This window comes from Waltera sp., assembly GCF_046969025.1.
In the GTDB taxonomy this organism is placed as follows: domain Bacteria; phylum Bacillota; class Clostridia; order Lachnospirales; family Lachnospiraceae; genus Acetatifactor; species Acetatifactor acetigignens.
Genome location: NZ_JBKVQF010000027.1, coordinates 6,760 through 21,395, shown reverse-complemented (window position 1 = coordinate 21,395; position 14,636 = coordinate 6,760). Strand labels below are relative to the sequence as shown.

Genomic DNA, 14,636 nt, shown 5'->3' with positions numbered 1-14,636 from the left:
ACACTAAGGCGATAGAGATTCTACCGCCCCAGCGAATATTTATAAAATTAATCCTCGATCTTAACGATGGTGGAGCAGCCCATGCCACCGCCGATGCACAGAGTAGCCAGACCGGTCTTGGCACCTCTTGCCTGCATCTCATGCAGCAGAGTTACCAGAATACGGCATCCGGAAGCTCCTACGGGATGACCCAGTGCGATAGCACCACCGTTGGGGTTCAGCTGCTTATCTACATCGATGCCCAGTTCCTTACCAACTGCTACGGACTGTGCTGCGAATGCTTCGTTAGCCTCGATGATATCGAAGTCTTCGATCTTCATACCGGTCTTAGCCATTACCTTCTTGGTAGAAGCTACAGGACCGATACCCATAACCTCTGGACGAACACCAGCCAGAGCGCCTGCTACGAAAGTAGCCATAGGCTTAACGCCCAGCTCCTTAGCCTTCTCTTCGCTCATAACAACGATAGCTGCTGCACCGTCGTTGATACCGGAAGCGTTACCTGCGGTAACGAATCCACCGGGATTGATGGCACGAAGCTTAGCCAGACCTTCGATGGTAGAACCATGACGAGGGCCTTCATCGGTATCGAATACGATGGTCTCTTTTTTCTTCTTAACTTCTACGGGAACGATCTCTGCCTTGAAGGCGCCGTTCTTCTGAGCTTCTTCAGCCTTTAACTGGCTCTTTAATGCGAACTCATCCAGTTCTTCACGGGTAAGTCCCCACTCTTCGCAGATGTTGTCTGCGGTCTTGATCATATGATAATCATTGAAAGCATCCCAAAGTGCATCTTTGATCATGGTATCAACCATGGTTGCGTTACCCATACGATATCCGTAACGTCCCTGAGGAATTGCGTAAGGAGCCATGGACATGTTCTCCATACCACCTGCTACTACGATATCTGCATCACCGGCCATGATCATCTGTGCTGCCTGGTTCACACAGTTCAGGCCAGAACCACATACCACGTTCATGGTAACTGCGGGAACTTCGATGGGAAGTCCGGCTTTGATAGCTGCCTGACGTGCTACGTTCTGTCCCTGGCCAGCCTGGATTACACATCCCATATATACCTGGTCAACTGCTTCGGGAGCAACGCCTGCTCTCTTCAGAGCCTCCTTGATAACGATTGCGCCCAGCTCCGGTGCAGGAGTTGTGCTTAAGGTTCCGCCCATGGTACCGATTGCGGTACGGCAAGCGCCTGCTAATACAACTTTCTTTGCCATTTGTTTGTCCTCCACTTTTTGTTTTCGTTTGGTTTGCTTTCTGAAATGTAGATTGTTATTTTTTTATCATTTCACTGTCCCCATTTTAACATAGCGAAATCTGTTTTGCAATGCTTTTGTCAAAAAAATAACAAAATAACAAATGAAATTTTTAGAAATCAGAATTCCCGGATTTTTGTAGTGCGGATCCACTCTCTTGTTCCCTCTACTTTCTGCACTTCCTGCGTGTGTTTTGCCAGAAAACAGGTCAGCGGATAGACATCGATCCAGATCTCGTTGTCACTCTCTTTCTGTTCTTCATCAAAGACCAGTTCCAATCCCCAGTGCAGATGGGTTACTTCTATATTATTTACATTTTCTGTGGTACTGTAACCGGTATGTCCCATATAACCGATCACATCCCCCGCCGTCACCACGCTGCCTTCTTCCAGTCCTTCCGCATAGGGGTAGTTCTGCCTCAGATGTGCATAGTAATAGTAGCGCTTATTATCAAAGCTGCGGATACCAATGCGCCAGCCGCCGTACTGGTTCCAGCCCAGGGCTTCCACAGTGCCGGACTCGACAGCAATGATAGGTACACCGACGAGCCCCATCATGTCATGGCCCAGATGCCTTCGTTTATATCCGTAGCTTCTTCCCGCCCCGAAATCATCATAATGAGTATAATCAAATCCTCTCGCAATGGGGCAATAACCTTTTAATCCGTATTTTTTCTGCCAGGTGCTCTGTCCATCTTCTCCGATCACCTCTGCCTCGTATTCTCCCACCAGTCCTCCCAGCGCCGCGCTGTAAGCTTCCAGATAATACGGATAGTATTTCATATCTTTTGTGAGAGTTTCTATCTCTGCCTCTCCCTCAGCCAGCTTCTCCGCCGTCTCATTCAGGATCTTCAGCGCCTTTTTGTCAAATTCCCCTCCGGTTCTGGCTGCGGTATATGCAAGCAGCGGGATCCACTCCACATGATGTTCCGTGTCAAACGTATCCACATCCCAGTCATATGCCTGGCAGAGCGCTTCATAGGATACGGTAAAGTCCACCCATTTGATATAATCCTTTCCCGCAGCCGAGGTTGCGGTGACCACCGCCTGTTCCATGCTTTCTGTCCGTCCTGTCTCCCGGAGCAGAAATGCTCCCATCATTATAAACAGAAGCATCACCTCTGCCCGGATCCATGCCCGCATTCTCTTTTCTCTGTCCATTCCCTGTCCTGCTCTCAGTTCCTCCTTACAGGTTATGTTTCTGATTTTTCCGGTATTCAGACAATTCGAAAATCTCCGGGGCATATCATTTCCCATGCAACAAAACAGCCTGCCGGAAACTCCGGCAGGCTGTAAATTTGTCTTTATTTAATTTTCTGTCCGGTTTTATACTTCCGGCTCGATCAGTCCGTAGGTATCGCCCTTTCTCTTGTACACTACATTTACCTGATCTGTCTCTGCGTTGCAGAATACGAAGAAGTTGTGTCCCAACAGTTCCATCTGAATGCAGGCATCCTCGGGATACATGGGCTTGATATCGAACTTCTTGGTACGAACGATCTTGATCTCGTCATCGTCTGTGTAATCATTCTCTACATAGGCTTTGCTGAAAGAAGCTGCCGCCTGCTGTTTGTCAACGATCTTGTTCTTATATTTTTTCAACTGTCTCTCAATGATCTCTTCCACCAGATCAATGGATACATACATATCGTTGCTTACCTGCTCCGAACGGATAATGCTTCCCTTTACCGGAATGGTCACCTCAATTTTCTGACGTTCTTTTTCAACGCTTAATGTTACATGTACTTCTGTGTCGGGATTGAAATACTTGTCCAGCTTGCCGATCTTTTCCTCCACTGCTGCTCTTAATCCTGGTGTAACTTCGATGTTTCTGCCAACAATAATAAACTTCATGCTGATCATCCCTTCCAAGTATTTATTTACAAGGTTTTATGTAGCATCCCTTGTATTTATTGTATAGTCATTATAGCACAATAGCACAGCTTTTTGCAACAATTTAAGAAGTTTTTTACTTGTTTTTGACATTCTGTATGTCAACCCTAAAATCGACAAATCCTGTCATTTTTTTATTTTTATTACATGTTCACAAAACATTTGTTCCTGTTTTTTCGTAAATTTATCCCTCTTGCAGTGCCGGTTTTTCTGTGGATAATGTGTATAACTTGGTGTATAAGTAACTTTTATCCTATTTTCTGGCATTTTGGATGTGGATAACTTATTTTGTATTTAAATTTCTTTTCTGTCGTTTTTACGTTTGTGTCACTTTTTTTGTATACTTTGTATAGTTCCGTTTTGTCAATCCCCATTTCATCGCGTAACAATGTTTTGACAAATTGCACAATTCGTTATACAACTTATAGTTTTTTGCCTTATCGGCACTTAAGTTCCACTGTCCCCACAGCATCCTGTCCACATGGAAAATAAACCGACCACATGACACGGTGCAATCGAGTAGTCTCGCTCATCGTATACACAAAAAGCACTGTGTGTTTCCACACAGTGCCTTGTACTTTCTGTTATATAATCAGAAGATCCGTCGAACTGCCAGTACCTTCTTGTAATCCGCATTAGATACGATGATACCGGTCTTGGCGGTAGATGCATGAACGATCTGGCCGTTACCGATATACAGTGCCACATGGCCGGAGTAACAGATCAGGTCCCCTGCCTGTGCATTGGCAAGTCCGTCAACCGCGGAACCCTGGCTGCGGTCTGCAGAAGAGGAATGAGGCAGACTTACACCGAAGTTAGCATATACACTCATTACAAATCCGGAACAGTCGGTGCCGTTGGTCAGGCTGGATCCGCCGTATACATAAGGGTTACCAACGAACTGTAATGCATAGTCGGCAACTGCGGTACCCATCTCGCTGTCTCCGCTGGCCGCATAAGTAACTGCGGGAGCGCTACTGGAAGAGCCAGAACTCTTGCTGCTTGTGGCTGCCTTGGCTGCCGCTGCGGCACGTGCTCTTTCTCTCTCTTCTTTCTCCTTTGCCAGACGCTTTGCTTCTTCCTCTTTGGATTCTGCTTCTACGAATTCCGTATGCAGGGAAACAAATTCTGTAGAGACCCATCCAAGACCTTCCTCGGTATCTACCTGTACCCAGCCATCGGTCTCATCGGATACTACCAGATCGTCCTCCAGAGGAACCAGACCCAGCACCGATGCTTCCAGCGAAGGCTCGGTACGAACTTTCAATGTGGTGGTGTTAACGGTTGCCAGTCGGGTTCCTACCTTCTTGGCAAGTTCTACTGCTTCATCGCCAGTCACACAGTACTCGGCTTTTACATAACCGGTTACGGAACCGGAAGAAATCTGATACCAGCCGTTCTCTTCGGAAATGAAGAGACCAACGGAATCGTCATACAATTTACCGACGATCTCACCTTCCTCACTGGGCAGGCTTCTTACATTTACATAATCATTCACCTGTGCGATTACCAGATTCTTGAAGGACTCCTCCTCGGATGCTTCCGGGGTGGTATCCATCTGATCGTCACGGATCACAGTCTCAATAATGCTTTCAATCTGTTTCGTGCTGTTGGTACCTGTGGAAAGGCTCTCCAGCTTGTTGCCCTTTGCCAGGGTCAGCTCGATACCGCCGCTGGGCAGTACAGATGAAGATGCTGCTGCATTTGCAGTGATATTCATTCCGGAAAAAGCCATAACCGCTGCCATGGTGCAAACGGTAATTTTTACAGATTTACGAACCATTCTATCCTCCTGAAACTCTTGGAGCTGTCTCAATTTCTTAACTTATTTCTTTACATTTTCAAATCATTTGTTACGAATTTGTTACATCCGTTAACAAATATATCACGCGAACTCCCATTTGTCAATATAGTGAATTAATTGTCAATATTGTCAAAAGTTCCCATTTCATGCGGGTTTGCGGTGTTTTTACATAAAAAGAGCCACCATCAAGGTGACTCTTTTCTTTAAATATTCTTCGGTTTTCTTCCGAATTTCTTAATAAATCTATTACTAATCTGTGTCTGTTAACGAAAACGATTGCAGTAATTTCCCGCGCTGACTGCTGCATTGGCACCGTCTGCCACCGCTGTTACGACCTGGCGCAGAGGTTTCTTACGGATATCTCCGGCCACATAAATGCCGGGGCGGCCGGTCTCTCCGGTCTCATCCGCAGGGATATAACCGTCTTCCCCGACTGCCACCAGTTCCCGCAGCAGTTCCGTGTTGGGATGGATGCCTACAGCGATAAAGATGCCTGCTGCCTCCAGATCTTTTTCCGCTTCTGTCTTCACATTTTTGATACGCAGCTTTTCCACCATGTCCTCGCCACAGATCTCTGTAACCACATGGTCATAGAGAATCTCCACATTAGGGAGACTCTTTAATTCCTCCTGCAATACCATAGCTCCCCGCAGACTATCTCTTCTGTGGATCAGATACACCTTTTCGCAGGTTCTTGCCAGATAGATGGCATCTTCCAGTGCCACGTCACCGCCGCCGACCACAGCCACTGTTCTGCCCCGGAAAAAGGCACCGTCACAGGTAGCACAGTAGGATACCCCCATGCCGTTCAATTCTTCCTCGCCGGGTACTCCTAATCTGGCATGTTCCGCACCGGTGGCAAAGATCACCGTACGGGTCTCCAGTTCCTGGTTGCCCGCATAGACGCATTTGTAATCGCCTCGTTCTTCCACACTGTGTACCGTAGCCTCCAGGAACTCCGCTCCCAGTTTCTCTGCATGCTGCCGGAACGTCATTCCCATATCGAATCCACTGATGCCGGGAAGTCCCAGATAGTTATCCACCTCATAGGTATTGAGAATCTGACCGCCGCTCATGGGCTTTTCTTCTATAATAAGTAGATTCAGTCCCGCTCTCTTACCATAGACTGCAGCTGACAACCCTGCGGGACCGGAACCGATAATGATCAAATCATACATAATTTTTACTCTCCTTTTGTCCAGTGTAGCAGTTCCCCTATGGAAAAGCAAGTCCATCTGTGCTACACTCGTTTTACAGGTTTTTAGCATCCGGCACTGTTTTATCTCCAAAGTTTGCTGTAGAATAGCGGAACCCGTGGTAGCTGATGGACTTTGCGGATGACTTATGCCGGGCTGCCGCCGTGAATGAAAAACAATAATTCAGAAAGGATACTTTACATGAATACAATAAAGAACGCACCGTTGGCTCTTGTCACCGGTGCCTCCCGCGGCATCGGTAAGGCCATCGCAGAAGCCCTGGCCGAAGCCGGCTACCATCTGATCCTCACCTGTAGCCATACCTTGCCGGACCTTCAGGAAGTGGCTGCCTGTTTAGAAGAAAAATATGGCATCACCTGCACCGCCATGGCTGCGGACGCATCGGAACCCGCTGCCATCAAAAAAGTTTTTGCCTCCCTGGACCATCTGGATGTACTGGTCAACAACGCCGGAATCTCTTACATTGGTCTGCTCACGGATATGAGTGTCGAAGAATGGCAGCATGTCCTGAATACGAACCTGAGCTCCTGCTTCTACACCAGCCGTCTGGCAGTGCCTCTGATGCTGTTGAAGCACAGCGGACGCATTATCAATATTTCCTCCGTCTGGGGAAATGTGGGAGCTTCCATGGAAGTGGCTTACTCCGCCTCCAAGGGTGGTGTGAACAGCTTCACCAAAGCACTGGCCAAGGAGCTGGCTCCCAGTAATATCCAGGTCAACGCCATCTCCTGCGGTGTTATTGATACTGCCATGAACCACTGCTTCTCCCCCGAGGAAATGAACGCCCTCCGGGAAGAGATTCCCGCCGACCGTCTGGGCCAGCCGGAGGAAGTCGCAAAACTTGTCCTCCAGCTCATCCAGGCGCCAACCTATCTCACCGGACAGATCCTTACTCTTGACGGAGGCTGGCAATAACACTCTCCGCCGATTCTCCCGGTACCAGTGATGCCACGATCCGCTCCATCTCTTCTTTAGATCCAGCATCCCGGCACCGGAGGATCAGATGTTCCTTCTCCGTCTCTGTCAGTGCCGCATAGCCTTGCATGGCCTGTTCATTCATCGCCAGCGCCATGCCGAATCCTACCGGCAGTTCATTCAAGGGAAACGCTTCTGTTCCGCCGCTTCCCCCAGTCAATCCATCCATTGCAAACTCCTTTCCCGCGTTCTGCGAAGATGCCTCATTTTACAGGCATCCTGTTTTTGCATAACAATCGTGCACTTGATCGATAACATAATTTTGCATATGTTATCGATCAAGTACTACTGTTTAGTCTGTGCAGGAGGAATCTGCGATATACAAAACGAAAACTCGCTCTTTGTAAATGAAAATCTCACGAATAACGGTATTCTCCGCCATCCGTGAGATTTTCAGTTTGCTTTCTGTCAGGTATCCAACATTATTTTCCGGCAAGATATTCTCTCATATGTTCTCTGATATGCTCGAACTGTTTTCTCGTATGAGAATTTTTCGACTCAAAATTCATCAGTCGATCCAGATACCCCTGTCTCTTCACAATACGGCAGCTCTCTGGATAGACCAGCTCGTACACCAGTGAAATATGTCCCACCACGTTGTCCACCGCTGTTTTCTTCAGGGAACGCAGTACAGCGTGCTCCTCATCAAAGCTCTGCAACACTTCCGGCGTCACTTCCTCCTGATATAATACCTCGGTGTCCACATTGTAGATCTCCTCCAGCGGGAATTCTACATTGACCTTCAAGATATCGATCTTATCCGCATCCCGTAAGATATGGCAGAACATAGCCGTCCGTTCCTCCAGTCCCTCCGGAATCCGGTAGGCGCTGTGATAAAATACCGCTGTCCACAGAAGTTCATCGCAGGAAGCATCTTCCACGAAATCCCGGATACTGATTCCGGCGTCTGCCTGAACTTCCTCGGGCAGGCTCTCTTCGCTTCCGGAAGCAAGTCCGTGTTTCTCTTCCCAGACCTTACCAAATAAAATTCTTGCTCCGTATTTCGCATGATCGATGGAATCTGCATCGGTGAAGGTACCATATACCCGCTGTTGTTCAAAGCGTCCCACATCATGGAGCAGTCCGGTCAGCCACGCAATATCCACCTCTTCCTCCGGAAGGTCCAGAGATCTGGCGATCTGCTGACACAATCCGCAGACCCGGTAGGTGTGTTCTATTTTCAGGCGGATCATGTCCCGGCTGCTGTCATAACGGTCCGTGTATTTCTGAAATGCTGCCAGTGCTTTTTCTCTGTTGATCTTCATTGTTCGTTGCCTCTTTTGCCTCTTATCTCTTATATCATGTTTCATGACTCATGACCTGTTCGGTTTTTTCAAATCCATTCCTTCTTATCTGATGGTTTTTGTCTCTGTCAGGCCTTTTTCTCTGTCGACGATACATAGGCCAGCTTGTATACCGCTACACAGATCACTGCAACCACCATCAGCAATCCCAGCTCCAATGCCCATGTAGGAATCGTGGAGGCACACACCACAGTCAGAAAGTCCACTGCAAAATGCAGTCCGAAGGCTGCTGCCAAATGCAGCTTTCTGCCTGTCTTCACCGCACTGTATACAAGAATCGACAACGCGATCTGCAGGGCGATCGCACTGATTCGCTCCATCGGTGCGAGGTAGAACTGGTAAGCCGGCGTGGTCCAGAGAACAGAGAGCTGATGGTAGGTCACCTCCTGTTGTGCGGGCTCCAATGCCGTCATAGTCTTCTCCATCAGGCCACCGTTAATCATGGCTGCGGTAAGGAGATTGCTCATAGAAGACATACCAAGGATCAGAAAAGCCTCAATGCCGCCATGTCCGGCGCCGTACATCAATGCATTTTCCCGGGTAAGATGTTTTTTCAGGCAGAATTTCATGGCAATCCACCGGCCACACTCCTCAAAAAGTGCTGCTGCAAGCCCACCGTAAATCGCATACAGCCAGATATTGTCCCGGATCACGTCTCCGGTCACCGTCAGCACAATGGCATGACAGATCTGCTCTAAGATCATGGCAAAGCCCACGAAGATACCGCAGCCGATGAAAAATGCCGGCACCCACGCCTTTGTCTTCTTATAGATAAAGATACCTAAAAATATGGGTAAACCCACGGATAATAGCAGAGATATCACCATTCCCAACATGCTTGCACCGCTTACGGTTCCCCAGATCATTGCTGTTTCCGTTACACTCTCAACTGCCATATATTCTCCTATCTGAGCGCCACGGGACGCTCTGCGCACCTGTTATTTCACCGTTCCCTCTTGTAAGATTCTCCGGAAAAAGGTAAGAAAACCTTCCTCTACCGCCACCTGATCCACCGCCGTCTCAGGCAGATCATAGAAATATTTCCCGGTTCCGGGATCCAGGGAAATGCTGTCCAGCGGAAACCCCTCTCTGCGGATGCTGCTGTGGGGTACATCCGTCAGCCAGAATTTCTCACTTTCCATGTCAGGCTCCATCGCCTCATATACATGTTCCTCATCCTGCACATAGCAGATAGCATTGCGGTATTTTGCCGTAAGCCTTCCATAGCGTTTGACCAGTCCGATATAGTGCTCCAGCATCTGCTCATCCGTCAGATACACACCATTCACCGTACGCACATGTACCCCGGGCTGGACCGCCTCCGGGACATCTTCAAAATACAACCCGGAATCACAGGAAAATACAGGCATACGAAAAGCTTCATAATAAGCATGGACCTTCTGCCTGGCATTCTCCAGAGGCGTATTGCCTGTCTCCGGGACATCGGGAATTTTCATCCCCTGTGCCCGCAGATCCTGCAGACTGATCAGTTCAATGCCAAGTCCGGCTATGCGGTTCTGCATGGCAGCTGCCTTGGCTGGATTGCCGGTACCGTATAACAGTTTCATAAGCAATGTCCTGCTTCCTTTCCGGTCAGATCAGTGCCGGTGTCTGTGCCAGGACAGAGATAATCGCAATCGCCGCCAAAATCACAACAACTACCACTACTGCAACAATGATCTTCTTTTTCATATATGATACCTGCTCTTTCTAAACCTTTTATGTTTTTGCATTCCATGAACTAATGATGACATATTTCAAGGACATTTTCAAGGATTATGAAAATATTCGAGATGGCTCCACTTTCTCGCCCGGCCAGGATTTTCTGAGTGCCGCATAGGAAACCAGGAAATTGGCAAGCCAGCCGGCCGGCACGGCAAGCCAGACAAAGTCAATGCCAAAACGCGGTGCACAGATCAAAGCCACAGACAAGCGAATCGCAAGGTTTACCATATTGGCAATGAGGAATGGCCGCATGATTCCCAGTCCGCGAAGAACTCCATCGGTCGCCATTTTAATCCCCATGAAGATAAAGAAGTAACCAAGCCATCTCATATAATCTCCTGACACCTGATAGGCCAGAGCTGTTCCGTCTTTTCCAAGAAATAACGAGGAAATCTGCGTGTGCAGCGTTTCAATGACAAGGAAGGCAAGTGCCGCAAAGCACACGTCCAACAACAATGCCGCATGATAGCCTTTTTTGATGCGTTCGGTTCTGCCTGCCCCAAGGTTCTGGGAAACATACGGCGAAACTGCATTACCGATGGACACGAAGATCAGGGAAAATACGTTCTCCACCCGCATCGTCGCCGCATATCCTGCAAGAGCCTGTGTGCCGAAGGGATTTACCACTGCCTGTACGATCATCATTCCGATCGACACGGTAGACTGCTGCAAAACCGAGGGCACTGCGATCCGAAGCATCGAGCGCAGCTTACGCCCGTCAAACCACTGAAACGGGCTTTGGTATCGCCGCATCCGGTATAAGAAAATCAAAAGTGAAAAAACAGCGGAAATTCCCTGGGCAATCAGAGTTGCAAGCGCCGCACCGAATACACCAAGCCCCAGACCGGCTACCATCCAAAGATCCATCACAATATTCAGGATGGATGAAAAGATCAGCAGCCCCAGCGGAATTTTTGATTCACCGATGGAAGTGAACATGGTGGAGAGAATATTGTACATGAACAAAAACGGAAAGCCCACAAAATAGACCCGCAAGTACAGTACCGCTTCCTCTAAAATATCGGCAGGAGTCTGTAACCCGCTCATCATCGCATGGGAAAAGCAAAAACCAAAGATACCAAGGAGGATGCTCAGAAGCAAAAAGCTGATCAGCGACGTAGACACAATGGTTTTCATTTTGCCATACTCTTTAGCGCCGAAACAGCGGCTCACAAGCACACCAGCACCGACACCGGCACCCAGTGCCACACAAATGAAAACATTCGTCAGGGCTGCACAGGCACCCACCGCTGCCAGTGCAGAGGAACCCACAAACTGACCGACGATAATGGAGTCAGCCATATTGTATACCTGCTGAAAAAAACTGCCGAGAATCATCGGCATTGCAAAAACCGTCAGCGCTTTCAGCGGCGCATCGGTTATTAAATACTCATCTTTTGACATGATCCTATTCCTCCATAGTTCCTTCCGCATTCTTCCATGGCTTCTTCAACTCGTTCATCTGCATCTTCTGGAAGTTGGATGGCATCCAGCTTTCGCGTGAAAAGTTCAATCATCGCAGGATACTGATTTGTAATTGGGTGACTAAACCGATAAAACTGCGGCACACCTTCTTTCTTTATATGCAGCAATCCCATTTCTTCAAGCTGTTTCGATGCCCTTGATATAGAAGTAGGTGTCAGTTCCAAGTTCTTCGCGGCTTGACTTGTAGATAGTTCCTGTTCGCCTCCAATCTTAACTCTTTTTGAGTTAAGATACAATATTTGAGTTAAGAACAGTTGAAAATCAACATTATCAAATATTATTTTTACGCAAAAAAAGCCCGATGCAACATGAACATTACACCCACACTGCACCGGATATTCCATCGTCAACTGCTCTGTCTATTTTCTTCTTCCTGCTCATGCAGCTTCTCTTTCTTCTGCTCGTCCTCTTTCAAGATTTCCTGCACAATCTTCTGTTCTCCAGGCCAATCCTGCATTTCCGATTTGATTTTCTCTTAGAAATCCCCCGTACACCTTGTCCTGATCAAAGGGCCATTCCCCAGAACATTGTTCATCACTTATTCTCCAAGGGTTGCTCCATCTTCTTCCCATTCTCGCATACCCTAGTGTGGAACAGAATCATGTCGAACAGTTGCGCAGCTTGCCAAACACGCCAAGATCCCGCGTTTCGGCATGACCCGCTGCAAGGTCTCGTAGGCCGCAATGCCCGGCAAGATCTGCCGCTTGAGGTGGTATTGCTTTTCCTTGCTTGCATCTGCATTTTCAGCCAGCAGCGCACTCAGGCGCATATCGAAAGCGGTGTTCAGTTCCTTTGCCCGCGCGGGAAAGCGCTGTGCCGCAGTCTCCCGGAAATCACGGGAAAGATAGGTTTCCTTCCTCTTCATCGTCCGTTACCCTTTCTTTTTGTATCCGCAGTCGCAGTAGGGCCCGCCGGAGGCAAGGGTGTACTGCCGCACAAAATTTGTCACGCCGCCCGCTTCGCTCATGGTGTAGTCCAGACAGCACAAAGCAGGGGTCAGGTCGTACAGCCCCAGCTCCTTCATCAGCACACAGATGCCGCACTTGGTAAAGCGTCCCTCGTAGCCGCTGCCATCCGGGTATTCGTAAAACTCCATGTTCCACGAATAGGGGTTGCGGTCGGCGGCTTTCAGGGCGGCAGTGGCTTTCATAGCGGCAATATCCTTTGGGGTGAACTTGCTTTTTCCGCTTTTGCGGCAGAACCACTGCATGGGCTTTGTCATCATGGATCTTGCGTAGTAATCCGTCAGCCTGTCCACCTCTGGGCGTTGCGGCATGGAGAGAATGAACGCGCCGAGCATTGCGCAGTTGACGATGTTCATCTTGAAGCGGTCCGATTTTTCAAACTCCGGCAGGTCTGCAATGATTGCTTTGTACTTCGGCTTTGCTTTTTTCGTGATTGCTTGTGCCGCATCGGCATCATAGCCGAACACCGCCGTCAACTGCTTTTGGAATGAGCCTGCAAACAACGCCCACATTCCCATTGGCATACCCATGTATTTCATTGCACTGCCTCCTTACATTCTACGCATTTTGCCTTCTCCCGCAGCAACACCAGCCCCAATATCAAAACCAGCAGGTGTCCGGCGGATTCCGTGCCGTGATCGATCTGATCCAGCGGCCACGGCAGAAGCGTGAAGAGATTTCCCACAATCCCCGTAAAAACGATGGGGTTACAGAAGGATGCCAATATCCGCTGTGCTGTGTTTTTCAGCGGGAGCATTCTTTTCCAGATCATAACGAGCATCACGACGGAAAGAAGTACATCACACAGGATATATGCTGCCAGCAACGGCGCGGCGTTGCAGTAAAACACCTTGTTGGCAATTTCAGCTGCTGCCTGCATATCGCCGTATTTCTCAAAGGTAAACTTGAAGATCAGCGCCACATTCATGAACACAGCATGAACATAGCCCCAGCAGACCGTGCCGGTGAGATAGGCGATTTGAAATAGCTTGACCCATTTCTGCTGCTTCGGTTGGGTGAGGCGTTGCTTCAAAAGCTTCCACATCTGGTGAAAACCGATGTAATAGAGTGCCGTTCCGAGAACACCGCAGATGATGCTGACCACCATGCGCCATGTTGCCATATCAAGATAGGCGACCTTGACCATCAGCCCAATGGATTCTGTGCTTTGGCTTTTCCCGGTCGCCGCAAATAAAAAGTCGCCGATCACATATAAAAGGCATCCAATCATACCTGCGATGAGTGCTCGTTTTTCTTTGCTCATTTTCATTGCTTGCCTCCAAATCCGATCTTCACGATCTGCATTTTCATCATGCCGTCACCGACCCTTGCATGAAAAAACAAAACAGCGGGAGCATTCCGATTTCCCAATGTCTTAAACTTCATTGTCTCCCCTTTCCTCAGTGAATAAAAGCCGTCATAAGGACCGCCAGCACCGCTGCTATACCTGCCATACCCACCGTGCCGAAAAGCCACTTTTTCTGCTTGTCTTTTGCAGTAATGTAGGGCTTCAGATCTTCTGTTCCGGGAATCGTCCATGCGTTCGTGTGCCCCACCCAGTAGCCATCGATCAAAAAGCGGTCAATGAGATTCATAACGGACAAGATGACAAGCAGCTGCCAGAAGCCCGCCGCAAAGCCTTTCGCACCGTTTATCCCATAGACACAGACCAGCACATAACCAATATAGCCGGGAATGCAAACAGCTTTGAAAAGTTGAGAATTGCGCTTGATTTTCTCGTGTGTCGTAAGTCCCAGCTTCACGCACCGCTGCTGCACTGCCGGGCTGTAGAGATGCACCATCCCAACAGCCCCCTTGCGGATGCCCACAGCACAGACAAGAGCCAGCAAAGCCCCCAACCCAAGACCTTCCAGAATCACCTGTAAAAGCATTACTTATTCCTCCTGTATCCGTTTTCATCCCGGTATTCGGGATGTTCCTTTACGTATGGATCCTTATCGCCGCAGATGGTATAGTCGCATCGGCAGCCGTCCACGC

16 protein-coding genes are annotated in these 14,636 nt (G+C 48.7%); 1 reads left to right on the top strand and 15 read right to left on the bottom strand.

The features are described from left to right. Positions 1–47 precede the first annotated feature (47 nt). The 5 genes from ACLTOH_RS13250 to trxB all read right to left on the bottom strand — a co-directional run bounded on the left by ACLTOH_RS13250 (position 48) and on the right by trxB (position 6,145). The gene (locus ACLTOH_RS13250; RefSeq protein WP_022313185.1) at positions 48–1,232 is read right to left on the bottom strand and encodes an acetyl-CoA C-acetyltransferase; all 1,185 of its coding nucleotides are present in this window, start codon (positions 1,230–1,232) and stop codon (positions 48–50) included. Between the two features lie 158 nt (positions 1,233–1,390). Further along, on the bottom strand, positions 1,391–2,431 hold the full coding sequence (locus ACLTOH_RS13245) for a M23 family metallopeptidase (RefSeq protein WP_118504864.1): 1,041 nt from the start codon (positions 2,429–2,431) through the stop codon (positions 1,391–1,393). Positions 2,432–2,596: 165 nt separating this feature from the next. Continuing rightward, the gene (gene hpf / locus ACLTOH_RS13240; RefSeq protein WP_022313187.1) at positions 2,597–3,124 is read right to left on the bottom strand and encodes a ribosome hibernation-promoting factor, HPF/YfiA family; all 528 of its coding nucleotides are present in this window, start codon (positions 3,122–3,124) and stop codon (positions 2,597–2,599) included. Between the two features lie 631 nt (positions 3,125–3,755). Beyond that, positions 3,756–4,946, bottom strand: a complete 1,191-nt coding sequence (locus ACLTOH_RS13235; protein ID WP_118537757.1) for a C40 family peptidase — start codon at positions 4,944–4,946, stop codon at positions 3,756–3,758. 284 nt (positions 4,947–5,230) lie between these two features. Further along, positions 5,231–6,145 (bottom strand): thioredoxin-disulfide reductase, encoded by a 915-nt coding sequence (trxB, locus tag ACLTOH_RS13230; protein WP_118504838.1) that lies wholly within the window; start codon positions 6,143–6,145, stop codon positions 5,231–5,233. Positions 6,146–6,364: 219 nt separating this feature from the next. Between trxB and ymfI the strand changes: the two genes are divergently transcribed. Continuing rightward, complete coding sequence (gene ymfI, locus ACLTOH_RS13225) at positions 6,365–7,099, top strand: elongation factor P 5-aminopentanone reductase (RefSeq protein WP_117568772.1); 735 nt, start codon at positions 6,365–6,367, stop codon at positions 7,097–7,099. On the opposite strand, the gene ACLTOH_RS13220 is transcribed toward ymfI, so the two are convergent. The 10 genes from ACLTOH_RS13220 to ACLTOH_RS13175 all read right to left on the bottom strand — a co-directional run bounded on the left by ACLTOH_RS13220 (position 7,074) and on the right by ACLTOH_RS13175 (position 14,530). After that, complete coding sequence (locus ACLTOH_RS13220; RefSeq protein ID WP_022153493.1) at positions 7,074–7,328, bottom strand: hypothetical protein; 255 nt, start codon at positions 7,326–7,328, stop codon at positions 7,074–7,076. The two genes, ymfI and ACLTOH_RS13220, sit on opposite strands and share 26 nt — an antisense overlap. Positions 7,329–7,581: 253 nt before the next feature. Further along, positions 7,582–8,424: an HD domain-containing protein gene (locus ACLTOH_RS13215; protein WP_337417009.1), complete on the bottom strand. Its 843-nt coding sequence runs from the start codon at positions 8,422–8,424 to the stop codon at positions 7,582–7,584. 107 nt (positions 8,425–8,531) lie between these two features. Then, entirely contained in the window at positions 8,532–9,359 is an 828-nt protein-coding gene (locus tag ACLTOH_RS13210; RefSeq protein WP_337417008.1) for a YhfC family intramembrane metalloprotease, read from the bottom strand. A gap of 42 nt (positions 9,360–9,401) precedes the next feature. Further along, positions 9,402–10,031 (bottom strand): non-canonical purine NTP pyrophosphatase, encoded by a 630-nt coding sequence (locus tag ACLTOH_RS13205; protein WP_412224241.1) that lies wholly within the window; start codon positions 10,029–10,031, stop codon positions 9,402–9,404. Between the two features lie 208 nt (positions 10,032–10,239). Next, the gene (locus ACLTOH_RS13200) at positions 10,240–11,592 is read right to left on the bottom strand and encodes an MATE family efflux transporter (protein ID WP_117465493.1); all 1,353 of its coding nucleotides are present in this window, start codon (positions 11,590–11,592) and stop codon (positions 10,240–10,242) included. Then, positions 11,571–12,017: a helix-turn-helix domain-containing protein gene (locus ACLTOH_RS13195; protein ID WP_412222645.1), complete on the bottom strand. Its 447-nt coding sequence runs from the start codon at positions 12,015–12,017 to the stop codon at positions 11,571–11,573. The genes ACLTOH_RS13200 and ACLTOH_RS13195 overlap by 22 nt, the downstream gene beginning before the upstream one ends. A gap of 239 nt (positions 12,018–12,256) precedes the next feature. Beyond that, a complete protein-coding gene (locus ACLTOH_RS13190; RefSeq protein ID WP_412224240.1) occupies positions 12,257–12,538 on the bottom strand; it encodes a hypothetical protein in 282 nt (93 codons plus the stop codon). Between the two features lie 6 nt (positions 12,539–12,544). Continuing rightward, complete coding sequence (locus ACLTOH_RS13185; RefSeq protein ID WP_412224239.1) at positions 12,545–13,177, bottom strand: L-2-amino-thiazoline-4-carboxylic acid hydrolase; 633 nt, start codon at positions 13,175–13,177, stop codon at positions 12,545–12,547. Further along, positions 13,174–13,908, bottom strand: a complete 735-nt coding sequence (locus ACLTOH_RS13180; RefSeq protein WP_412224238.1) for a DUF6796 family protein — start codon at positions 13,906–13,908, stop codon at positions 13,174–13,176. Before ACLTOH_RS13180 ends, ACLTOH_RS13185 begins: the two co-directional genes overlap by 4 nt. 130 nt (positions 13,909–14,038) lie before the next feature. Next, positions 14,039–14,530, bottom strand: a complete 492-nt coding sequence (locus ACLTOH_RS13175) for a hypothetical protein (protein WP_118504823.1) — start codon at positions 14,528–14,530, stop codon at positions 14,039–14,041. Between the last annotated feature and the right edge of the window lie 106 nt (positions 14,531–14,636).